This window comes from Streptomyces sp. NPDC028305, assembly GCF_055569495.1.
Window position 1 is genome coordinate 266,370 of the sequence record NZ_JBVHTN010000006.1, and the last position, 22,528, is coordinate 288,897.

Below are 22,528 nucleotides of genomic sequence, written 5' to 3' on the forward strand. Positions count from 1 at the left end.
ATTACGGACCACCCAACGGGTCCGCTGAGGGCCGGACGCCCCCAGGACCCGGCTTGGGCGAGCGTGGACGGCGTTCCGAGCTCCACCGAGAGGACTCCAATGGTGATGGAGACGATGACGACGACCACGTACGCGGCGGCTGCCCGAGCCCGTGGGCTGCACAAGGTCTACGGGGAGGGGGAGACCCGGGTCCTGGCGCTGGACGACGTCAGCGTGGAGTTTCCGCGCGGCGAGTTCGCCGCGATCATGGGTCCCTCGGGATCCGGCAAGTCCACGCTGATGCACTGCATGGCCGGGCTCGACAGCGTGACCTCCGGCTCCGCGACGATCGGCGATGTGGAGCTGGCCGGCCTGAAGGACAAACAGCTGACCCGGCTGCGCCGAGACAGGATCGGGTTCATCTTCCAGGCCTTCAATCTGATGCCCACGCTCACCGCCATGGAGAACATCACGCTGCCCGGGGACATCGCCGGGCGCAGGCCCGACAGGGACTGGCTGGCACGGGTCGTCGACGCGGTGGGCCTGGCCGACCGGCTGAGGCACCGCCCCGGCCAACTGTCCGGCGGACAGCAGCAACGCGTGGCCTGCGCCCGCGCCCTGGCAGGAAAGCCCGAGATCATCTTCGCCGACGAGCCCACCGGGAACCTCGACTCGCACGCCGGCGCGGAGGTCCTGGCGCTCCTCGGATCCTGCGTGCGCGACTTCGGCCAGAGCGTCGTCATGGTCACCCACGACCCGGTGGCCGCCTCCCACGCGGACCGGGTGGTCTTCCTCGCCGACGGCCGCATCGTCGACGAACTGCGATCGCCCACCGCCGACAGTGTGCTGGACCGCATGCGCCGGCTCGACCGCGTCGGCTGACGGGGGCTGTCACCCATGTTCCGTACCGCACTGCGCAATGTCCTGGCCTACCGCGGCCGGCTCCTGATGACCACCCTGGCCGTGCTGCTCGGCACCGGCTTCATGACCGGCACCATGATCTTCTCCGACAGTATCCACCAAGCCGCGAACAACAGCCGCAGCAAGGACTTCACCGGCATCTCGGTCCAGGTTGCCGACGACACCGCAGGACTTCCCTCCAGCGCCAGGCAGAACAGCACCAAGAGCTCCGCCCGGCTCACAGAGGCGACCGTCCGTCGGATTGCCGCGCTGCCGGGAGTCGCCGGGACCCGCGCGGTGGTGAGCGGCACCGCTGCCATCGCGGACAAGAACGGCAACATGATCGGCGACATCATGAGAAGCACGGGCGCCAACTTCGTGCCGGATGCCGCCGGGAACGATGCGCGCTACCCGATGCTCCAGGGCCGAGGACCGCACACCGCGACCGAGGTCGCCCTGGACCGGGGCACCGTCGAGAAGGCAGGCTACCGGCTCGGTGACACCGTCCGCATCGCCGCCAACGGCCCTGCCATCAGCGTCACCCTGACCGGCGTCTTCTCCTCCGACGCGCCTGCGGTCCGGTCCGGCAACCCGCTGGCCCTGCTGGACACCCAGGGCGCCCGGCGGGTGCTGTCGCTGGCGCCGGACCAGTACAGCAGCATCGACGTCACCGCCGCCCCCGGCACCTCCGAGACCGCACTGCTGCACGCCGTCACTCCGCTGGTCCCCGGCGGCAACCAATTCCGAGCCGAGACCGGCGCGCAGCTGGCCGCGCAGCAGGCCGAGATGCTGGCCCAGAGCGGCAGGAGCCTGGCCACCATGCTGACCACCGCTGCCGGGATCTCGCTGTTCATCGGCATCTTCCTCATCGCCAACACCTTCACCATGCTGGTGGCCCAGCGCACCCGGCAGCTGGCACTGCTCCGCGCCATCGGCGCCGGGCGCAGCCAGGTCACCCGCTCCGTGCTGATCGAGGCGCTCCTTGTCGGTCTCAGCGGCTCCGCCGCCGGACTGCTCCTCGGCATCGGCATCGGCGCCGGTCTCGCGGCGGGAGTGAAGTCCCTGGACGCGGACCTCCCCAGAGCCGGCGTGGTCATCACCCCGACAACCGTGCTGATCACCCTGCTCGTCGGCACCCTGGTCACTGTCCTGTCCGCCGCGCTGCCCGCCCTCCGCGCCTGCCGGATCCCCCCGGTCGCCGCGCTGAGCAGCGGCGAGCAACCCGCCACCCACCGAAGCCTGTTTCTTCGCAACGTCCTCGGCTCCCTGACCACCGCCGGGGGCCTCGGCCTGGTCCTGTTGGGCAGCACCGAGAGGGGCGCCACGGCGCGTTTGCCGCTCATGGTGGGGGCGCTCCTCGCGGTCCTCGGGGTCGTGCAGCTGCTGCCGCTGCTGTCCCGCCCGGTGATCGCCCTGGCCCGCCCGCCGCTCGCCCGCCTTTGCGGCACCCCCGGCTCACTCGCCGCACTCAACGCGATCCGAAACCCGCGCCGCACCGCGAGTACAGCCGCCGCCCTGACCATCGGACTCACCCTGGTCACCGCGATGACCGTGATCGGCGCCTCGGTCTCGGATGCGATCGACCGTGCCGTGACCAACGAGATGGCGGCGGACTACGCCGTCACCACGCTCACCGGCACCCTGGACCCGAGCATCGCGACATCGGTCGCCCAGGCCCCCGGGGTGGTCGCCTCCAGCCCGGTTACCGACGTGGAGTGGCGGATAGCCGGCGTGCGGACCGAGGCGAAGGGCCTAGACGCCGACAGTGCCGATCAGCTGGTCCGGCCGAGCATGAGTCAGGGGGCGGCCACGGCACTGAAACGAGGTCAGATCCTGGTGGACTCCGACTTCGCGGGCCGGCACGGACTGGCCGTCGGCTCCACCGTGACCGTGGCCGCCCCGCGCGGGACCGGCGCCCGCCTCACCGTCGGCGGGGTGTTCGCACCCAGCCGGATGCTCGCCCCCGTGCTCCTGCCGGGCGGCGTGGTCGCCGCACACCAGCCGTACGCGCCGGCGCAGCAGATCCTGGTCAAGGGCGCGAACGGGGCAACCCCTGCCTTCAAACAGGCTCTCAAGGACGCCACCGGCAAAAGCCCTGTGATCGAGGTCGAGAACAAGCAGGACCTGAGGGACGGGTTCGACCGCACCATCACCTTCGCCCTCAACCTGCTCTACGCACTGCTCGGGATGTCGTTGCTGGTCGCGGCCCTGGGAGTGGTCAATACGCTGGCAATGGCCGTGTTCGAGCGCAGGCGCGAGCTCGGCCTGCTCCGGGCGATCGGCCTGGACCGCGGCGGCGTCAAGCGGATGGTACGGCTGGAATCGGTGTTGATCTCCGTCTTCGGCGCGGCGATCGGCATGGCCTTCGGCGTCTTCCTGGCCTGGGCGGCCGGTACCACCATGACCGTGACCCTGCCAGAGCTCCGCACGGTCTTGCCCTACCCCAAGCTGTTGCTGATGCTGCTGGCCGCCGTTCTCGTCGGCCTGGCCGCCGCCCAATGGCCGGCTCGCCGGGCCGCCCGTCTTGACGTGCTGGACAGCATCACCGCGGACTGACGGCCCGGCCTGCTCCGAAGGTCACGCCGGATCGCCCGGCGCCCGCCGCGTGCGGTCATAAGCAGCGGAGCGCCCTCGTACTTGATGTACTTGGCGTTTCGCCAATGCAGCGAGCGTGCGCGCAGGCGTCGCGGGCCCGGGACGATCTGCTGGACCGGCCGCAGCTGTGGCCTCTGTGCTGCTGCGTCAAGCCCCGGCTATGCCGTCTGGTGGGCTAGCCCGTGGCCGGCGGCTTCCGCAATGCGGGGGCCCGGCACGGAGGCCGAGGCGAGGTTGAGGCGGGCGGCCATGTTCAGGTTGACCTCGCCGTACGGGCGCACATGGGACCAGAACAGCGGGGTCAGTCCGCGCCGGTCGGCGGGGGTGAGCAGGTCGGCCCACTCCGGCTCGTCCATGACGTCTTGGAGCATGAGGGTGTTTACGTAGACCAGAGCCGATTGCAGAATCCGCAGGCACAGAACGAACATCTCCTGCTCGTCGCGCCGGTTCGAGGCGATCTCCCCGCCCTTTCCGTAGGCGATCATCGCCGCGTAGGTGGGGTGGGAGGCGTTGCGGGTGAAGCGGCGCAGGATCGCCTCGGTGGACGCGGTACGGGTACGGATCGCCGTGGCGTACTTGATCATCTGGTCGTACTGCTGGGCGATGAGTTCCCAGCGGATCGGGCGGGTCAGCGCCGGGGTCAGCTGCGGGTAGGCGTCCGGCTCGCCGGCCACCGGCCGGTACAGCTTCACCTTGTTGATCCGCTTGATACGCGGTAGCAGGTCGAAGTTCAGCAGCCTCGTGATGCCGAACCCGATTTCCGACTGGCCGTGCGAGTCCGTGTAGTTGGCCTCCACGTCCATGGTGGTGCCGTGCCGCATCGCGCCCTCGATCATCGCGGCGACCTCGGAGGCGGTGCAGTTGATCAGCTGGGAGTGGATGGCCAGGGACTTCTTCTCCACGTGCCAGTAGATGAGCACCCCGCGGCCGCCGTAGCGCGAGTGCCACTCGGTGAACAGGTTCTGGTCGTAGGCGCGCACGTGGGTGGAGTCGGAGGCGACCGCGGTCGAGCCCTGGCCCCACAGCTCGGTGCTGCGGGCGGCGAAGGTGGCGTTCGCGATCTGGACGGCGATGGCGCGGGCAGCTTCGGCGGACAGGTAGCGGCGGCGTACGTAGCGGAGTTCGTCCTCGGTGTGGCCGTGGCCGCCGGACGCCACGGCCTTGATCCCGGTGTTCGTGCCGTACGCGTAGATGACCAGCAGCAGGCGCTCCGCCAGCACTTCCGGCGAGAGGCTGCCGCCGCCGGAGACGGAGGTGACCGCGTCCAGGCAGCCGGTGTGCAGCACCGCTTCCTTCAGCATGTCGACGAGCGGCACGATGCCCCAACGCCTCTGTACCTCGGCCTTGATTCTGCGCAGGTTGCGCGGCTCGGGCTGGGACTCGGCCGTCGTGAGCCGGATCGCCCCGGACTTCCGCTCGGCGATGTCCAGCCAGGACAGCTTCGGCATTTTGTCGTTGAGCAGGGTCAGCTCGGCCGTCATCTGCTCGCGCAGCTCGTCGACGAACACCGCGGCGTCCAGGGGCTTGCGCAGCTCCCGGTAGTTCTCCGCCCGCCGGGCCTCGAAGTCCTGGGGCAGGTCCTCATCGGGGTTGCGCCACTTGTCGGCGCCGACCACCCAGATCTCCTTGCACTTGAGCTGATCGCGCAGGGCCTGGAAGGCCACGACCTCGTAGACCATGCGCACCACCCGGCGTCGGCCGCGCTTGTCGGTGCGGTGCACGACTTCCGCCCAGTCCCCGCCCATCGCCTTGTGGACCGGCACCGTCTCGCCCAGCGGGTAGTACGTCGTGTTCCCCGCGTTCGCGTACCGCGCCACCAGCGCCAGGGCCTCGATCACGGGCCGGTGGGCATGGTTGGAGGAACGGAACTCCAGCACGTCCAGCAGCTTGATCAGCCCGCGCCGGTAGTGGTTGGTGTACGACGCCTTCAGCGTCGTCTGCACCGTGCGCCGGTAGATCGGCCCGCGGGTCTTGAACTCGTGCACCAGCTCCCGCAGCGTCGCCTCGCCCCCGGACACCGCCGCGAACACGACCTGGCGGACCGTCCCCTCCGGGGCGCCGAGCGACGCCTCGGCGAGCTTGAAGAGGATGTTCTCCTTGCCCGATACCTTCTTGAACGCGTTGATGAGCTGCTCGGTGACCTTCTTCTCCGCCCGCGCCCCGATCCGGTGCACGGTAGAGATCAGCAGCTCCACCAGCGTGTCGGTGATCTCCCGCTCCCGCTCGTGCAGCAGAGCGGCCAGCAAGGTCACCCGCAGCGGTACCGGGTGCGTCCGCAGGTGGGAAGGCGACTCGACCGCGGCCCGTGCCTGCCAGCTGGCTACGACCTTCGGCGCGACGTCGATGAACAGATCCCGTGGCAGGCCGATCGCCCGCACCGCCAGGAGCTTGTCGATCTCGGTAAGCATCGTCTCCAGGCTCACGTTGCCCGGCGCTTCCTTGATCTTCCCCAGCACCGGCGGCGCGTCCACGCCCTCCGTGCCGCCACCGTCGGTTCCGGCGTCGTCGTCCTCGTCGGCGCCGCCGGCCACCAGAGCCACGATCCGCTCCACGTTCTCCGCGGTCAGCCGCGAGGAGATCCGGGCCGTCAGCGACTCCTCGGCCGCCCGCAGGGCAGCCGCGACGATCCGGTCGCACCGGCCCGGCGTGGGCGGCTCAATGTTCTCAGCACGGCAACGCGCCAGCAGTTCCACCCGTACCTGCTCGGACCTGCGTTCCTTGAGCGCGACGTGCTCGGCCAGATACGCCGTCAGCTTCTCCGCGTCCGCGACGCTGCACTCACGGAAGCCGAGATGGCCCCGGATCTGCGCGCGGTGGTACTCGACCGTACGGCCCGTCCAGTCGTAGGACTCCAGCTCCGAGGCGGGAACCTGCGCCTGCCGGGCGACGAATTCCACGGCCTCACCGGGCAGCTCTGCCCGGTTCCGGGGAAACCGGCCGTACTGCGTGTAGAACTTCAGCAGCACAGCGAAGCCCAGTCGCGTCACACCGCGCTTGCCGGACACGAGCGCCTGCTCGTCCTTCAGCAGCGTCCAGTGCTCGACCAACTCGTCCAGGTCCAACGGAGTACGGGCCACGATCGCTGATCGTCCCCGCAGAGCCTCACTCACCGCAGCCGTACGGCCCGAGACTCACCCACACGGGTGACACCCTCGGAAGATCACCGCCGTTTGCGGCTGGTGACACGGTTCTTACCGGCACCCCAGCTCGGTGACGCTGGTCAAGGACCGCTGCAGCCGGTACTGGGTGTCCTTCGTCGTGGAGACCGACCCGGCCGATGACATCCTCCCGCCGACCGATGGGGACCAGGGCATCGACCTGGGCCTGGCCCGCTTCGCCGTGCTCGCCGACGGCTCGCACATCGTCTCGCCGAAGTATCTCCGGAGGGCGGAGAAGAAGCTGAAGAAGCGGCAGCGGGAGTTGTCGCGAAAGAAGAAAGGCAGCAACAACCGGGACAAGGCCCGGATCAAGGTCGCCCGCGCCCATGCCGCCGTGGCGGACGCGCGCCGGAACTTCCACCATCAGTGGTCTCACAGGCTGACGCGCGAGAACCAAGCCGTCTTCGCAGAGACCCTGAATGTGCGAGGACTGGCACGCGGCCGACTGGCCAAGAGCGTGCACGACGCGGGCTGGTCCCAGTTCGTGATGTTCTGCGAGTACAAGGCGACCCGACGAGGCCGGGCTTTCGTCAAAGCGGCCCGGGCTTTCCCCAGTTCCCAGATATGTTCCGCCTGCGGACACCGGGATGGCCCCAAGGCATTGCACGTCCGTACCTGGACATGCCCGCAGTGCCGGACGCGGCACGATCGAGACTGGAATGCCGGGCGGAACGTCCGCGATGAAGGCCGTCGCATCCTCGCGGCCAACACGACAGCACCACCCACCCCAGGACCTGGGGCCCTGCGCCGGTAACGGCACGGGTAAACGCCTGTGGAGCGCCGTTAAGACCAGGGGGTGCCCTGGCAGTGCGCACAACCCCCATCCAGGTGGGGAGGAAGCAGGAACCCGCCCGAAGCCGGTGGCCTCTCACTCCGAAACGCCACCGTCAGACGGAGAATCCTCGGCCGTCAGGCCGATGGAGGAGGTCAACACTTCCGGCGGCTGACCAGCATCTCGCCGCAGACTTACCGCCACGTGTTCCGGTCCCGGTCGATGCCACCCGGGGCGCAACATTAGGCACCATGGGAGTGACCGCAGGCATCCGAGGGAGGAGCACACCGTGACCGAGCGCAAGCCGCCCGGCATCAGCTTCGAGACGTGGGCCGACCGGCAGATCCGCGAGGCGGAGGCGCGGGGCGACTTCGACGATCTGCCCGGCAGAGGCAAGCCGCTCAGGGGCCTGGACGGGCCGTACGACGCGATGTGGTGGGTCAAGGACAAGATGCACCGCGAGGGCCTGTCCTTCCTGCCCCCGTCGCTCGTGCTGCGCAAGGAGGCGGAGGACGCGCTGGCGGCGGCGCGGGGGGCCGGGTCCGAGGGCGAGGTGCGGCGGATTCTGTCGGACATCAACGACAGGATCCGCGAGGCGCTGCGCCGGCCGCCGGAGGGCCCGCCGCTGAATCTGGTGCCGTACGACGTGGACGGCGTCGTACGGGAGTGGCGCGAGAGCCGGGCGGGCTGAGGCGGTCCGCCAGCCCGCACTGGCCGGAAATTATCGTTGCCCCAGGCTACCGGTGGTGAATGCAATCACTTCGGCGTACGGTGATCAGAGCTGATCAGAGCTGATCTGAGACTCGTCAAGGGACCCGATCAGCAGCACATGACGCACCCAACACAGGGCAGAGCCGCGCCCCGGCCGCCGGGGCGACCCGACCGGAGGGAGCGACACCGCGATGTGCGGCATCACCGGATGGATCTCGTACGACAACGACCTCACCGGCGCCACCGAGCGCGACACGCTCGACGCCATGACCGCGACCATGGCCTGCCGCGGCCCCGACGCGGCAGGCCGATGGACGGACACCCACGCCGCCCTCGGCCACCGCCGGCTGGCCGTGATCGACATCGAGGGCGGCAAACAGCCCATGTCCGTCGAGCGCGACGGCCACACCGTGCTGGTGACCACCTACAGCGGCGAGATCTACAACTACCGCGAGCTGCGCGCCGAGCTGATCGACCGCGGCCACGCCTTCCGCACCAGCAGCGACACCGAGGTCGCCCTGCACGCCTACCTGGAGTGGGGCGAGGGGTTCACCCACCACCTCAACGGCATGTACGCGTTCGCCCTGTGGGACCCCCGCGAACAGCAGCTCCTGCTGGTCCGCGACCGCATGGGCATCAAGCCGTTGTACTACTACCCCACCCCCGACGGCGTGCTCTTCGGCTCCGAGCCGAAGGCCATCCTCGCCCACCCCGCCGTACGCCCCGCCGTCGACGCCGACGGCCTGGCCGAGCTGCTGGCCTTCACCAAGACCCCCGGCCACGCCGTCTACAAGGGGATGTACGAGCTGCGCCCCGGCCACGTCCTCCGCGTCCGCCGCCAGGGCCTGACCGAACACCGCTACTGGGCCCTGGAGGCCCGCGACCACACCGACGACACCAGCTCCACCGTCCACCGGGTGCGGGAGCTGCTGGACGACATCGTGGCCCGCCAGCTGATCGCCGACGTGCCCCTGTGCACCCTGCTGTCCGGCGGGCTCGACTCCTCCGCGATCACCGCGCTGGCCGCCCGCGGGCTGAAGGACGCCGGGCGGGGCCCGGTGCGCTCCTTCGCCGTGGACTTCGTCGGCCAGACGGAGCACTTCAAGGCCGACGCGCTGCGCGCCACCCCCGACAGCCCGTACGCCCACGCGCTCGCCGAGCATGTGGGCGCCGACCACCAGGACATCGTCCTGGACACCGCCGCCCTCATGAACCCGGCCCACCGCCGCGCCACGCTGACCGCCCGCGATCTGCCGTTCGGCTCCGGCGAGAGCGACACCTCGCTGTATCTGCTCTTCAAGGCGATCCGCGACCGCTCCACGGTGGCCCTGTCCGGGGAGTCGGCCGACGAGGTCTTCGGCGGCTACTCCTGGTTCCACGACCCGCGGGCGGTCGCCGCCGACACCTTCCCCTGGCTCTCGGTGTTCCGCGATTTCGGCTTCACCGGCAGCCCCACCGGCGGCCGCGAGGCGCTGCTGCACCCGGGGCTGCTCGCCAAGCTGGACCTCGACGGCTACCAGGCCGCCCGCTACCGCGAGGCGCTGTCCGAGGTCCCGTACCGCGAGGGCGACCCGGCGGCGGAGCGGCGGATGCGGGAGATCTGCTATCTGCACCTGACCCGGTTCGTGCAGTTCCTGCTGGACCGCAAGGACCGCGCGAGCATGGCGGTGGGCCTGGAGGTGCGGGTGCCCTTCTGCGACCACCGGCTGGTCGAGTACGTCTTCAACACGCCCTGGTCGCTGAAGACCTTCGACGGCCGCGAGAAGTCCCTGCTGCGCGCGGCCACCCGCGATGTCCTCCCCGACTCCGTCGCCCAGCGCGTCAAGAGCCCGTACCCCAGCACCCAGGACCCCCGGTACTCCGACGCCGTGCGCGCCGAGCTGCGCGAGCTGCTGGCCGATCCGGACGCCCCGGTCCGCCCGCTGCTCGACACGGATGCCGCCCGGCACGCGGCGGAGGAGGGGAGTGAGGACGCGCGGCAGCCGATCGAGGTGGTCCTCGGGCTGGACGCCTGGCTGCGCCAGTACGACGTCGATCTGACGCTCTGACGCACACTCCGGCAAGGGCACCGGCAAGAGCCTCAAGGGCCGCCTGACGCCACATCAGGTACAGACCAACCCCCGGCCTGGCCGGGGGTTTCGTCGCCTCCGGGACATTCGCCGCATGCCGCCGCCGAACGATGTAGAGAGATGCTCAACTCACCTGACTGGCTGTCTTGCCACTTGTGTCGAAAGCGTGAAAGGCTCGGGCGGTACCACAAAGGCACATCCCCCAACTCCGAAAAGACGCTGGCTGTTTGGCCAGCCGCTGCCCGGCCTGATAAGAGTGTTGCCCGGCGGGGGCGCCGTTGTTCGTGAGTGAGGAAACCACCTCCATGCCCCACCAGTCATCCCATGACGCCATATCCGAGACCGCTCTCCTCTCCGAATACTGGGACGCGGTGCTCGACTACGCGAATCTGTGCACCATCAGCCCGCAGGACGGAATGCGGCTGGCCACCGAGGCGTTCCGGCGCGGCATCCGGGAGACCCGCAACTCGCGGACGCGGGCATGGGGGCCGCGCCTGCCCTGGCTCCCACTGCTCCTGAGCTCCGTACGGAAGACAGCGGCCGACTGGCAGGCGAGACAGGCCGGTGAGCGGCTCGACCCGGCGCTGCGCATCTGGCTGACCTCCGACCGGGCCAGACGCTACGCCAACCCGCGCCGGGAGCAGCCGCTCGCGCTGCGCGGCTTATGGGACCTCCCTGAGGGAGACGCGGAGCTGCTGTGGTCCGTCGAGGTGGAGTCGCACTCCCTCACCACGGTCGCCCGCCGGCTGGGCTGGGACAACGCGTACACCGACGAGGAGATCCGCCGGGTCCGCGCCCGCTTCCGCGAGCTGTGCCAGCGCAACCACGTCGACACGCTCACCGACGAGGAGTGCCGCAGCTACTCCGGGCTGCTGGACGCGGCGACCCGCTCGCCGGACGCCGCCGCGCCCGAGGACCTGTGGGAGCACCTGGCCCGCTGCATGCACTGCAAGGAGGCGGCCGCCTGTCTGTATCTGCACGGCAGCGGGCTGCCCGGGGCGCTGGCCGGGGGTGTCCTCGGCTGGGGCGGGCTGCCCTACCTGGAGCGGCGGCGCAGGGTCGCGGCCGAGCACACCGGCGGCAGCCGCCTGGGCACGCTCGCGCGCAGCGTGGGGCCGCCGCTGTGGGAGCGCGTCAAGGGGATGCGGGGCGGGCGCGGCCGGTTCCGCATGGGGCGCGCGGGCAGTGCGGCGGCTGCCACGGCGGCGACCGCGAGGACACCTGCGGGCACGCCCACGGGGACGCCCGCCGGCACGCCCACCAGCACGCCCGTCGGCACGCCCGCGCCGGCTGCTCGTACGGCCGCCGAAGCGCGCCATACGTTCGACGCGTTCGGCAGGGTGGCCGCGCCGAGGAACACGGGGTATGCGACTGACGGGTTCGACGGGTACGACCCCTTCGACGCGTTCGATCCCTTCGGCACGACCAGCGCCACCGACCCGTTCGACGCCACCGGCACGCTCGACGCGGCGGATCTGACGGGTGCGGCGGGCACCACGAGTGCCTACGGCGCCACCGGGGTGATCCGCCCCCGCGGCGAGGCCGGCCGGCGGCGCGCGGGCGGCGGAGGCCGCCGGCGCAGGCCCAGGAAGGGCCGGAAGACGAGGGCGGCGGGGATCCTGGCCGCGGCCGCCGCGGTCTCCGTGATCGCCATCATCGCCTACACCAACACCGACGCCGACCAGGACGACGGGCTTCCGCCCGACGGGAACTCGGGGCCCGGCGCGCTGCCGACGGTCGGCCCCACGCACCTTCCGTCGCCGGGCGGCCCCAGCGACTCCCATGCCCCGCCCTCGTCCGGTACGAGCGAGATCGGGCACCGGACCAACCCGTCGAAGCCGACGACCGGGAAGCCCTCGCCGGACGATGACGCGTCCCCGGACAAGCCGTCCAAGAAGCATCCCTCCAAGGACCCCGAGACCGCCGGGACGACCTGCACGGCCCGCTACACCCTGGACAACGAGTGGCCCGACGGCTTCCAGGCCAAGGTCACGCTCACGCCCCGCAAGACGGTCCACAACTGGCGGCTGAGCTGGGAGTTCGAAAGCGGGCAGCGCGTCACGCAGATGTGGAACGGCGAATTCGAGCAGCGTGGGAGCAAGGTGACCGTCACCCCGGCCGAGTACAACGAGACCGCCCGGGCCGGGGAGGCCCTCGAAGTGGGCTTCCTCGGCAGCTGGGACTCCGGAAACGCCACGCCCACCGACCTCGCGCTCAACGGCCACCACTGCGACACGCGGTAGGCAGGCGGTGTTCTCCGTCCCCTGCCCACAACGCACGTGTGGCGTGCACATGATGTGCACGCCACACGAAACGTCGACCCGGTCAGGGCCGGTTACTTGAAGCGGACCACCTGCGGGTCGTGGTCGCTGGTCTGGTCGGAGAACTCGGCGTTGATGTGGACGACGTCGTACTCGGGCTTCTTGATGGCGGGCGAGACCAGGATGTGGTCCAGCGTCTGCGCGTTGCCGTCGTACACGTAGCTGTACCGCTCGCCGACCGGAAGGGTGTTGATCAGGTCGGTGAGGACCCCGCCCTCGGTCAGCGTGGCCAGCGGCTTGGAGAACTGGAAGTCGTTCATGTCACCGAGGACCACGACCCGGGCCTGCCGGTCCTTGGCGAGCAGGCCGGAGACGAAGGTGTTGACCTCCTTGGCCTGGGCCGTGCGCTGGGTCTCGGAGCCGAGCGTCGGGGGCTGGAAGGCGCCGTGCCCCGGCTGGTCGCCGCCCTTGGAGTTGAAGTGGTTGCCGACCACGAAGAGCTTCTCCCCGCGGAAGGTGAACTCGCCGACGAGCGGCTTGCGGCTGCTCTTCCAGGCGTCGGAAGTGGGGTTGATCCGGCCCGGCGAGATCGACAGCCTGGCGCCCTTGTTGCCGTCCTTGACCGCCTCGACGGCCGTGGTGGCGTCGCCGCCCGGACGGTCCACGAAGCTCACGCGCTGCGGGTTGAAGAGGAAGACGTTGCGGATGTTGCCACCAGGCTCGCCGCCGTCCTGGTCGTTGACCGGGTCGACGGAGCGCCAGTCGTAGGTGGGCCCACCGGCCGCCTTGATGGCGTCGATGAACTGGGCGATGGTCTTGTCGGCCGCGACCGTGCCGTCGTCCTTGGCGCCGTTGTTGTCCTGGATCTCCTCCAGGCTCACGATGTCCGGGGTGGCCAGGTTCTTGACGACGCCCTCGGCGAGCCGGTCGAACTTGCTCTGCGGGTCCGTCGGGTCGAGGTTCTCGACGTTGTACGTGGCGACGGAGACCTCGTTGGCCTTGCCCTTCTTCGCCACCTCCGGGGTGAGGCCGCCGGAGGTGACCTTTCCGAGGGCCGTCGCCTGGACGTTGTAGCCGCCGTAGTTGGCGTAGTCCACGGGGCCCTCGGTGGTGCCGGTGAGGGTGTCGCCGACGTTGGCCTTGAGCTGGTCGCCGGTGAGCGAGGCGATCAGGAGGCGCCCGGAGTTGGGGTTGTCGTAGCCGGTGAGGACGGTGCCGCCGCGCGGGGTCGGGTTCTGCTTCGGCTTGGTGGTGATCCACGTCTCGCCGTAGGTGTTGGTGGCGCCCACCACCCGGGAGTCGCCGATCCGCACCCGCATGCCCTCGTGCGCCTCGAGCCAGTCCAGCGCGTAGGCATCGGGCTTCAGCTCCAGGGACTCGATGTTGCCGCCCTGCGCCTGCGGCGCGTAGGCCTCGGGCAGCGTGGCCGCGTCGATGACCTCCGCGTCCGGCAGCTTGTTGCCGGAGGAGAGCACGACGGCCGTGGGCGCGGACAGTTCGGTGACGGACTGCGTGCCGCTGTTCTTGCCGCCGGGGTAGTACTCGGTCACCTTGGCCGAGACCAGCACCGAGTCGCCCACCTTGACCTGCGGGGTGGCGGAGCCGGTGAAGACGAACACGCCCTCGCTGGTGGCCGCGTTCCCGTCGCCCTCGGGGTCCTGGATCCAGTAGCCCTTGGAGCCGGTGGAGCGGACGCCGGTCACCACACCGGGCACATTGGTGACGGTCTTGCCGTTCTGCGGGGAGATCCGGGTGGTGCCCTGGATGTCGTGGACGCGGAGCGGGCCGGGGTTGGTGTCGGTGGGCTCCGGGGTGGGATCGGGCGTCGGGGTGCCGCCGGTGCCCGTGGTGTTGCGGGGGCTGGGGGCGGAGCCGGTGAAGTCGGCCGCGTTGTTGTCGGTGTCGTGGAACCCGGCGTCACGCGCGACGGAGGTGGTGTTGCCCGCGCCGGTGGCGGGGGCGGACTCGCGGACCGCGGCGGTGCCGAAGCCGGCCAGGTCCTTGATGGCGCCGTCCGCCGCGCAGTCCTCGGCGGTCAGGCAGGTGAGCGCGGTGGTCGAGTGGACCAGCGCCACGGTGCCGCTGCTCGCCGACATGGCGATGGTGCCGGTGGCGTCGGGGGTCGGCAGGGCGGTGTCGCCGCCGGTGCCCTTGGCCTCCTGGACCAGGTAGGTGCCGCCCGCGGGGATGCTGCCGGTGAGCGGGGTCACCTGCCACTTGGTGGTGGAACTGGGCGAACCGCTGAGGTACTGGACGGACCAGCCGCTGAGGTCGAACGACCCGGTGCCGGAGTTGCCCAGCTCGATGAAGTCATGGGTGAGGGACGCGCCCGAGTTGCCGCCGCCTCCGTAGACCTCGGAGATGACGGCGTCCGGGGACGGCGTGGCCTGGGCGGTGAGGGGGAGGGCGATGAGCGATCCGACGAGACCGACGGGAAGCGCTACGAGGACGGCCGCCTTGGCACCACGGCCACGCAGGGCCGCGGGTATGTGTTCGGGCACGATGGGACTCTTTCTTGCGCGAGGGGCGGTGCGAGGAAGAAGCGGGGGAAATGCGGGGAATATGCGACGACTTGGAATCCTGGCCAAAAATACGCGCGTAGATATGGACCGACAAGGGCCCTGAGCCTGCCGTCCGGCAAACGTTGCGTGAAAACGCCGGCCAGGAAAGCTCAGGTGGCTCAGGAAAGGTCCTGGAGCTCGATCCGCTCGCCCGGCTTCAGCAGGTGCAGCCGCCCCGTCAGACCCGCCGCCTCGAAGGCGTCGACCAGCGTGTCGGCGCCCTGGGTGAAGTGCGCCCAGTGCTCGAAGTGCAGCGGGACGACCTGGCGCGCGCCCAGGATCTCCACCGCCTGGGCCGCCTGCTCGCTGGCCAGGGTCAGAAAGCCGCCGGGGACCAGCGGGGTCGAGGCGGCGCCCGCGAACAGCAGGGCCACGTCCACCGGCCCGAGCCGCGCGGCGATCGCGCGCACCACGTCGAGCGAGGCGTTGTCGCCGCTGATGTAGACCGTCGGCAGCCCGCCCCCCGACACCACGAAGCCGGTCACCTCGCCGACCAGGTGCTCGGTGCCGTCCGGGCCGTGCTGGGCCGGGACGCCCGTGATCCGCAGCGTGCCGCCGCCCGGGCGCGACAGCTCGAAGGACTGCCAGTTCGGCAGCGCCGTCACGGTCGCGCCCAGCCGCTCCCGCGCGGACGCCGTGGACAGCACCAGGTCCGCATGGTCCAGGTAGGCGCGGCCCGCGCGGTCGAGGTTGTCCGGATGCTGGTCGTGCGAGAGCAGCACCGCGTCGACGGGGCCGAGGCCGGAGGTCGCGACGGCCGGGCCCGCGGTCTTCACCAGCTTGCGCTCGCCGATGGGGTAGTCCCCGGGCGGGTCGAAGGTGGGGTCGGTGAGCAGTCGTACGCCACCGATGTCGAGGGTGGCCGTGGGCCCTCCCAGGTAGCGCACGGCCAGGGCACCCGGGGAAATCGAATCGCTCATGGCTGTGTCTCGCTGCCTCTCGCTGTGGACGGTCGCGGGACGGCGTGATTCCGGCCCGATCCCCCCATTGGTTCCGGGCCGGAATCCGTTGTCAACCGGCACACCGGCCTCTCCACGTTCTGTCCGACGGGCCGTCACCGGCCCCTGAACAGGGTCGCCGTGCACCACCCGCCCTGCTGATCCCTCCCGGCCGACCCGCACCACAACCGGCATGATGGGCCGCTTGGCCGGTAACTTTCCGACGGGAAGGCGACGATGAGTGAAATTCCAGGAAACGGACAGTCAGCTTCCATGCGTCTCGGAGTGCTCGATATCGGTTCACAGTCGGCCCATCTCCACATCGCCGACCTCACACCGGGCGGTGCCCCCGTCCCGGTGACCTCGCTCAAACGGGCGGTGCGGCTGGCGGAGGCCACCGACCGGCAGGGCGTGATCGAGCAGGAGGCGATCAAACGGGTGGTCGCCGCCGCGACCGAGGCCGCGGCGGCCGCCGAGGCCCACGGCGTCGACACCCTGGTCCCGTTCGCCACCTCGGCGATCCGGGACGCCGCCAACCGGCCGGTCGTGGTCGCCGAGGTCGAGGACGCGACCGGCATCCGGCTGACGTTCATGACCGGCGAGGAGGAGGCGCGGCTCACCTTCCTCGCGGCGCGCGGCTGGTACGGCTGGTCGGCCGGGGAGATGCTGCTGCTCGACATCGGCGGCGGCTCCCTGGAGATCGCCTGCGGCGGCCGCGCCGAGCCCGCCGTCGCCCTGTCCGTCCCGCTGGGCGCGGGCCGGCTCACCCGCCACCATCTGCCCGAGACCGCGCCGGTGCGGAAGCGGGACGTCAAGGCGCTGCGCCAGTTCGTACGGTCCGTCATCGGCGAGACGGCCGAGGGGCTGCGCGACCGCCCCGCGCCGCGCACCCACGTCGGCGCCTCCAGGACCTTCGCCCAGCTGGCCAGGCTGACCGGCGCGCCGAAGGCCAAGGCGGGCCCGTACGCGGAGCGGGTCCTGGACCGGGACCGGCTGGCGGCCTGGGTGCCCCGGCTGGCCGCCCGGAGCGCGGCCGAGCGTTCCCGGCTGCAAGGCATCTCCGCCGCCCGCGCCCACCAGTCCCTGGCCGGTGCCGTCGTCGCGGAGGCCGCGATGGACGTCCTGGGCATCGAGCAGCTGCGGGTCTGCCCCTGGGCGCTGCGCGAAGGGGTCATGCTGGACCGGCTCCGGGCGCTGGAGACGCACCCGGCCCCGGACCCCGCCGACACCGCGCGCGAGGTCCCGGCCGTCCCCGCGAGCGCGCCCGTCGTGACGCTCCCGGCGGGTCGTGGCCGGCACGGGGCGGGGCGGCTCCACACCGTTCCCACCGTCCCCTGGACCAGCTGAACCATGCCGCGTCGGCCCCGGCTCAGCCCCGTAGGTACGCCAGGACGGCCAGCACCCGGCGGTGGTCGTCGGGGGCGGGCGGCAGATCCAGCTTGAGCAGGATGTTCGCGATGTGCTTGGCCACCGCCGCCTCGGTGACCACCAGGGCCCGAGCCACCGCGGAGTTGGAGCGGCCCTCGGCCATCAGCGCCAGGACCTCGCGCTCGCGCGGCGTGAGCCGGCGCAGCGGGTCCTGCCCGCGGGCCAGCAGCTGCCGCACCACTTCGGGGTCGATCACCGTGCCGCCGTCGGCCACCCGCGCCAGCGAGTCGGTGAACTCGGCGACGTCGCCGACCCGGTCCTTGAGCAGATAGCCGGTGCCCGCGCCGCGACGGGCCGCCAGCAGCTCCTCGGCGAAGGTCTGCTCGACGTACTGGCTGAGCACCAGGACCGCCAGGGACGGCCGCAGCGCCTGGAGTTCGCGCACCGCGCGCAGCCCCTCGTCGGTGAAGCCGGGCGGCATCCGCACATCGGCGATGACGACGTCCGGCTCGTGCTCCAGTGCGGCCGCGACCAGCGAGGGACCGTCCCCGACGGCCGCCGGGACGCGGTGTCCGAACCGCTCGAGCAGGCTCACCAGGCCCGCGCGCAGCAGCACGGCGTCCTCCCCGATCACCACGCTCAGTCGCCGCACGGAATCTCCACTCGCAGCCGGGTCGGCCCGCCTGCCGGGCTGGACAGCAGCATTCTGCCGTCCACCGCCGCCACCCGGTCGGCGAGCCCGGTCAGCCCGGTCCCGGCGGCCGGGTCCGCGCCCCCGCGCCCGTCGTCGGCCACCTCAAGCACCAGCACCCCGCCGCGCAGCCGCCCGCCGACCCGCAGCCGGGCCGCGCCGCTGTGCCGGGCCGCGTTGGCCAGGGCCTCGCACACCGCGAAGTAGCCCGCGGCCTCCACGGCGGGCGGCAGCCGCCGCTCCAGGTCGACATCGAGGTCCACCGGCATGGGCGAACGCGTCGTCACGTCCCGCACCGCGGCGGGCAGCCCCCGCTCGGTCAGCACCTGCGGATGCACCCCGCGGATCAGCTCGCGCAGCTCGGCGAGCGCGTCCTTGGCCATCCGGTGCGCCTCCGCCACCTCGCGCGCGGCGCGCGACCCGGCGGGCAGGTCGAGCCCTGCCAGGCCCAGCTTCATGGTCAGCGCGACCAGGCGCTGCTGGGCCCCGTCGTGCAGATCCCGCTCGATGCGGCGCCGCTCCGCCTCGTACGCGTCCACCAGGCGCGCCCGGGACCGCCGCACCTCCGTCAGCTCCGCGTCGCCCAGGGCCAGTACGGCCAGCGACACCGCCGCCCGCGCCCCCGCCCAGGCGGCGATCGGGTACGCGGCCACCGGCAGCAGCAGCGCGCCCGCGAGCGGGCCGCCGAGCCGGGCCCACGGCGGGGCCTCGGGCTGAAGCGGCGCGGCCAGCAGCGCGCCCGGAATCCCCAACGACACCAGCACCACGGCCAGATCGACCCAGCCGAGCACGAGCACGGACAGCGCGCCGTGGCCGATCTCGCGCGCGTACGGCTTGGCGTACGTCTTGCTGTGCGGCGTGGTGTGGGGGGCGACCAGGCGCAGCCGCCGCCGTTCCCACGGGCGCGCCGCTACGGTGGCGCAGCCCAGCACCAGCAGCGCGCACACCACGGCCGCCGCCGCGCCGATCCGCCCCCAGGACGCGGCCACGCCCGCCACCGCGACCCCGCACGCTACCCCCGGCACCCCGCCCGCGAGCAGATAGCCGGCGGACCGCCAGGGCCAGGAGGAGCGGAGGAAACCGACGGGTCCGCGGGTGAGCGCTTCCAGGGGGTCTCGGGGGATCACCGCTCGACCGTAGCCGCGCGGCGGGCCGCGGACAGTAGTGCCAGGTGGAGTATCGGGACTAGCCCGGCCACCCGTGTGCCGCCCCGCCCCGCGCCGGTTCACTCGGCTCCATGCCCACAACCACCACGTCCTTGGCCCACCCCGTCCCCCACCCCATAGAACTGCGCGCCGTCTCCCGGCGGTACGGGACGGGGGAGCGGGCCGTCACCGCCCTCGACGGGGTCACGCTCGGCTTCGCCGAGGGCACCATGACCGCCGTGATGGGCCCCTCCGGCTCCGGCAAGTCCACGCTGCTGCACTGCGCGGCGGGGCTCGACCGGCCGACCTCGGGGCGCGTCGTCATCGGCGGCACGGAGACCGGGGAGCTGGACGAGACCGCCCTGACCCTGCTGCGCCGGGACCGGATCGGCTTCGTCTTCCAGTCCTTCAACCTCGTCTCCGCCCTGACCGCCGAGCAGAACGTGGCCCTCCCGCTGCGCCTGGCGGGCCGCCGCCCCGACCCCGCCCAGGTGGCCGCCGCGCTCGCCGAGGTCGGCCTGGCCGACCGCGCCGGACACCGCCCGGACCGGCTCTCCGGCGGCCAGCAGCAACGCATTGCCATCGCGCGGGCGCTGATCGCCCGGCCCGCGGTGCTCTTCGCCGACGAGCCGACCGGCGCGCTGGACATCACCACCTCGCGCGCCGTGCTGGGCCTGCTGCGCGGCCTGGTCGACCGCCATCGGCAGACGCTGGTCATGGTCACCCATGACCCGGCCGCGGCGGCGTGGGCGGACCGGGTCGTCTTCCTGGCCGACGGGCGGATCGCCGACGAGATGGCGGACCGGCCCGGGGCCGAGGCGATCGCCTCGCGGATGTCGGTGCTGGAGGCGGCGGCATGACGGCGGGCAGGAGCGGGGGCGGGGGCGGGGGCGGCATGCTCGGCCTGGCCCTCGCCACCGTACGGGCACGCCGCACGGCCTTCGCGGGTTCGTTCGCCGCGCTGTGCCTGGGCGTCGCGGTCCTCACCATGAGCGCGCTGATCCTGCTGTCCGGGAACGGCGGGGTGCCCGGGCGGTACGCGGGCGCCCCCGTGCTCGTACGGAGCGCGCAGGGCGGCACCGGCCCCGACGGGGTGTTCCTGGAGCGGGCCCCCTGGTCCGCCCACCGGACGAAGGAGTTGACGCGGGCGCTGGACGCCCTGCCCGGGGTGCGGCGCGCCGTGCCCGACCGGTCCTTCTCCGCGCAGGCGGTCTCGGGCGGCGCGCCTGTGGGCCGGCAGCGGGCGGGGGACCGGCTGGGCCACGGCTGGTCCGCCGCGGCCCTCGCCCCGTACCGGCTCACCGCGGGCCGCGCCCCGCAGCGGGCCGACGAGGTGGCCCTCGACCGCGCACTCGGGGCCCGGCCGGGCGAGCGGATCACGCTGCTGACCGCGGCCGGGGCCGGGCGGTTCACCGTCTCCGGCACGGTCGACGGGCCCGGCTACTACCTGACCGACGAGCGCGCGGCCGCCCTGTCCGGCGGGGTGCGCGTCATCGGGCTGCTGACCGAGCGGGGCGCGGACCCCGGCGCGGTCGCGACGGCGGCCCGCTCGGCCGTGAACGGCGCGGGCGAGGTGCTCAGCGGCGGTGCGCGCAGCGGCCTCGCCCCCGTCCAGGACGCCAAGACGCGCTGGATCGGCGGCCAGGTGCTGACCGCCATGGGCGCGCTCTCGGCCTTCGCCACGGTCCTGGTCGTCGCCTCGACGTTCGCCCTCAGCGTCGCCGGAGGCCGCCGCGAACTCGGCCTGCTGCGCGCGGTCGGCGCCACCGGGCGCCAGCTGCGCCGCCTGCTGTACGGGCAGGCGCTCGCCGTCGGCGCGGCAGGCGCGGCGGCCGGGGCCCTGCTCGGCGCGGCGCTGGCCCCCGCGCTGGGCGGGGTGCTCACCGACGCGGGCTTCCTGCCGCCGGGCTTCGCGGTCCACCGTCAGGCGTGGGTGCTCGCCGCGACGTTCGCCGCCGGACTGGCGGTCGCGCTGGCCGCCGTGTGGTCCGCCTCCCGGCGGGCCGCGAGGACCGGGCCGCTGGAGGCGCTGCGCGAGGCCGCCGCGGACGACCGCCCGATGACCCGCGCCCGCGCGCTGACCGGCATCGCCTTCACCGCCCTGGGCTGCGCGGCCGCCGCCGGAACGGCCTTCGCCGACCCGGCCGATATGACAACCCTCGCCCTGTGCACGGCCGTCGGGCTGGTCACCGGAGTGACCCTGCTCGTCCCGGCCGTGGTCCCCCCGCTCGTACGCGCCGTCTCCCGGCCGCTGGGCCGCCGCGGCGGTGCGCTCGGCATGCTGGTGCGCGAGGGGATGCTGACGGCGGTGCGGCGTACGGCGTCGACGACCGCCCCGGTCCTGGCGACCGTCGGCTTCGTCGTCCTGATCACCGGCAACACCCAGACCTCCGTGCACTCCTACGCCACCCGCGACACCGTGTCGGTACGGGCCGAGGCCGCGGTCGTCGCCCGCGACGGCACCCCGGGCCTGTCCGACGCCGCCGCCGGATCCGTCCCGGGGACGGGGCTGCTGGCCACCACCGTCTACGGGGGCGCGGCCAAGACCCCCGTGCGGGCCGCGGGCGTCGACCCCGCCGCCTTCGCCGACGTCCACCACCGGCTGCGGACCGTCTCCGGATCGCTCGCGCGGCTGCGCGGCCCCGGGACAGTGGCCGTGACCGAGTCGGCGCTGGCCACGCTGGGCGGGCACGGCACCACGAGGGTGACCTTCGAGGACGGCCGCACGGAGAGGCTGCGGATCGTGGCGGTCCTCTCCGACCGTACGGCCCCCGCCCCGTACGCCTTGCTGCTCCCCCGGGAGGTGGTCCGCGCCCACGACCCGAACGCGCTCACCGACGTCGTCTACCGCACCGGCGGCCCGGCCCCCTCACCCGCCGCGCTCCGGCGGCTCGGGGCGGAGGAGGTGAGCGTGGCCGCCTACGCGGGCCGCGCGGACGCCGAGGAGGACCGGCTGGTCGAGATCTTCACGCTGCTGCTGGTCGCCATGTCGGCGGGATGCACGGGTGTCGCGGTCGCCAACACCCTCCTGATGTCCACCGCCGACCGGCTGCCCGACCTGCGCCTGCTGCGCCTGGTCGGCGCGACGCCCCGTCAGGTGCTGTGGACCGTCGCGGCCGAGACCGCCTTCGTGGTCGCCCTCGGCTCCGTCCTCGGCGCCCTGACCGCGCTCCCTTCCCTGCTCGGCCTCCGCGCCGGCCTCAGCGGCACCCTCGGCGTCCCGGTCCGGCTGGTCGTGCCCGTAACGCCCGTCGCGGCGGCGGTCGCGGGCTGCCTGGTGCCGGCGCTCGCGGCGAGCGTGCTGCCCGCGCGGGCGGCGCTCGCCAAGGCGGCGCGCGTCGGGGCCGGTTGAGCCGGGTCGGGCGGCGCGGGGATCGGGG

General features: G+C 72.4%; 14 protein-coding genes. 9 read left to right on the forward strand and 5 right to left on the reverse strand.

Annotated elements, in window-relative coordinates:
- Positions 1–105 precede the first annotated feature (105 nt).
- Both ACZ4WQ_RS26640 and ACZ4WQ_RS26645 read left to right on the forward strand, forming a co-directional pair.
- Positions 106–861, forward strand: a complete 756-nt coding sequence (locus ACZ4WQ_RS26640; RefSeq protein WP_311723404.1) for an ABC transporter ATP-binding protein — start codon at positions 106–108, stop codon at positions 859–861.
- 15 nt (positions 862–876) lie between these two features.
- Entirely contained in the window at positions 877–3,435 is a 2,559-nt protein-coding gene (locus ACZ4WQ_RS26645) for an ABC transporter permease (protein ID WP_361188591.1), read from the forward strand.
- A 197-nt stretch (positions 3,436–3,632) separates the two neighbouring features.
- Here ACZ4WQ_RS26645 and ACZ4WQ_RS26650 read toward each other — a convergent pair whose 3' ends face one another.
- Complete coding sequence (locus tag ACZ4WQ_RS26650; RefSeq protein WP_398375741.1) at positions 3,633–6,551, reverse strand: Tn3 family transposase; 2,919 nt, start codon at positions 6,549–6,551, stop codon at positions 3,633–3,635.
- A gap of 169 nt (positions 6,552–6,720) precedes the next feature.
- Between ACZ4WQ_RS26650 and ACZ4WQ_RS26655 the strand changes: the two genes are divergently transcribed.
- The 4 genes from ACZ4WQ_RS26655 to ACZ4WQ_RS26670 all read left to right on the forward strand — a co-directional run bounded on the left by ACZ4WQ_RS26655 (position 6,721) and on the right by ACZ4WQ_RS26670 (position 12,427).
- Entirely contained in the window at positions 6,721–7,386 is a 666-nt protein-coding gene (locus ACZ4WQ_RS26655) for an RNA-guided endonuclease TnpB family protein (RefSeq protein ID WP_468022558.1), read from the forward strand.
- Positions 7,387–7,693: 307 nt separating this feature from the next.
- Positions 7,694–8,095, forward strand: a complete 402-nt coding sequence (locus ACZ4WQ_RS26660; protein ID WP_398375739.1) for a DUF1992 domain-containing protein — start codon at positions 7,694–7,696, stop codon at positions 8,093–8,095.
- A 211-nt stretch (positions 8,096–8,306) separates the two neighbouring features.
- Positions 8,307–10,163 carry an asparagine synthase (glutamine-hydrolyzing) gene (asnB, locus tag ACZ4WQ_RS26665; RefSeq protein ID WP_398375738.1) on the forward strand — a complete coding sequence of 619 codons (1,857 nt, stop codon included), beginning with the start codon at positions 8,307–8,309 and terminating at the stop codon, positions 10,161–10,163.
- Positions 10,164–10,489: 326 nt separating this feature from the next.
- Positions 10,490–12,427, forward strand: coding sequence for a cellulose binding domain-containing protein (locus ACZ4WQ_RS26670; RefSeq protein WP_398375737.1), 1,938 nt, complete (start codon positions 10,490–10,492; stop codon positions 12,425–12,427).
- Between the two features lie 92 nt (positions 12,428–12,519).
- Here ACZ4WQ_RS26670 and ACZ4WQ_RS26675 read toward each other — a convergent pair whose 3' ends face one another.
- Entirely contained in the window at positions 12,520–14,946 is a 2,427-nt protein-coding gene (locus ACZ4WQ_RS26675; protein WP_468022467.1) for a lamin tail domain-containing protein, read from the reverse strand.
- Between the two features lie 179 nt (positions 14,947–15,125).
- Positions 15,126–15,926, reverse strand: coding sequence for an MBL fold metallo-hydrolase (locus ACZ4WQ_RS26680; RefSeq protein WP_311728570.1), 801 nt, complete (start codon positions 15,924–15,926; stop codon positions 15,126–15,128).
- 291 nt (positions 15,927–16,217) lie between these two features.
- Between ACZ4WQ_RS26680 and ACZ4WQ_RS26685 the strand changes: the two genes are divergently transcribed.
- The gene (locus ACZ4WQ_RS26685; RefSeq protein WP_361191202.1) at positions 16,218–17,291 is read left to right on the forward strand and encodes a Ppx/GppA phosphatase family protein; all 1,074 of its coding nucleotides are present in this window, start codon (positions 16,218–16,220) and stop codon (positions 17,289–17,291) included.
- Between the two features lie 22 nt (positions 17,292–17,313).
- Here the strand turns inward: ACZ4WQ_RS26685 and ACZ4WQ_RS26690 are convergent, their stop codons facing one another.
- Positions 17,314–17,946 (reverse strand): response regulator transcription factor, encoded by a 633-nt coding sequence (locus tag ACZ4WQ_RS26690; RefSeq protein WP_311728633.1) that lies wholly within the window; start codon positions 17,944–17,946, stop codon positions 17,314–17,316.
- A 5-nt stretch (positions 17,947–17,951) separates the two neighbouring features.
- Positions 17,952–19,130 carry a sensor histidine kinase gene (locus ACZ4WQ_RS26695; protein WP_311728574.1) on the reverse strand — a complete coding sequence of 393 codons (1,179 nt, stop codon included), beginning with the start codon at positions 19,128–19,130 and terminating at the stop codon, positions 17,952–17,954.
- A 110-nt stretch (positions 19,131–19,240) separates the two neighbouring features.
- On the opposite strand from ACZ4WQ_RS26695, the gene ACZ4WQ_RS26700 reads away from it, so the two are divergent.
- Together ACZ4WQ_RS26700 and ACZ4WQ_RS26705 are read left to right on the forward strand one after the other, a co-directional pair.
- A complete protein-coding gene (locus tag ACZ4WQ_RS26700) occupies positions 19,241–20,008 on the forward strand; it encodes an ABC transporter ATP-binding protein (protein WP_398375732.1) in 768 nt (255 codons plus the stop codon).
- Positions 20,005–22,500 carry an FtsX-like permease family protein gene (locus ACZ4WQ_RS26705; protein WP_468022468.1) on the forward strand — a complete coding sequence of 832 codons (2,496 nt, stop codon included), beginning with the start codon at positions 20,005–20,007 and terminating at the stop codon, positions 22,498–22,500. Before ACZ4WQ_RS26700 ends, ACZ4WQ_RS26705 begins: the two co-directional genes overlap by 4 nt.
- Positions 22,501–22,528 lie beyond the last annotated feature (28 nt).

What these genes read in the sequence shown, in the direction of transcription:
- ACZ4WQ_RS26640 (WP_311723404.1), top strand. Translation starts at nt 106, where the DNA reads ATGGAGACGATGACGACGACCACGTACGCGGCGGCTGCCCGAGCCCGT.
- ACZ4WQ_RS26670 (WP_398375737.1), top strand. Translation starts at nt 10,490, where the DNA reads ATGCCCCACCAGTCATCCCATGACGCCATATCCGAGACCGCTCTCCTC.
- ACZ4WQ_RS26700 (WP_398375732.1), top strand. Translation starts at nt 19,241, where the DNA reads ATGCCCACAACCACCACGTCCTTGGCCCACCCCGTCCCCCACCCCATA.
- ACZ4WQ_RS26685 (WP_361191202.1), top strand. Translation starts at nt 16,218, where the DNA reads ATGCGTCTCGGAGTGCTCGATATCGGTTCACAGTCGGCCCATCTCCAC.
- ACZ4WQ_RS26645 (WP_361188591.1), top strand. Translation starts at nt 877, where the DNA reads ATGTTCCGTACCGCACTGCGCAATGTCCTGGCCTACCGCGGCCGGCTC.
- asnB (WP_398375738.1), top strand. Translation starts at nt 8,307, where the DNA reads ATGTGCGGCATCACCGGATGGATCTCGTACGACAACGACCTCACCGGC.
- ACZ4WQ_RS26680 (WP_311728570.1), bottom strand. Translation starts at nt 15,926, where the DNA reads ATGAGCGATTCGATTTCCCCGGGTGCCCTGGCCGTGCGCTACCTGGGA.
- ACZ4WQ_RS26705 (WP_468022468.1), top strand. Translation starts at nt 20,005, where the DNA reads ATGACGGCGGGCAGGAGCGGGGGCGGGGGCGGGGGCGGCATGCTCGGC.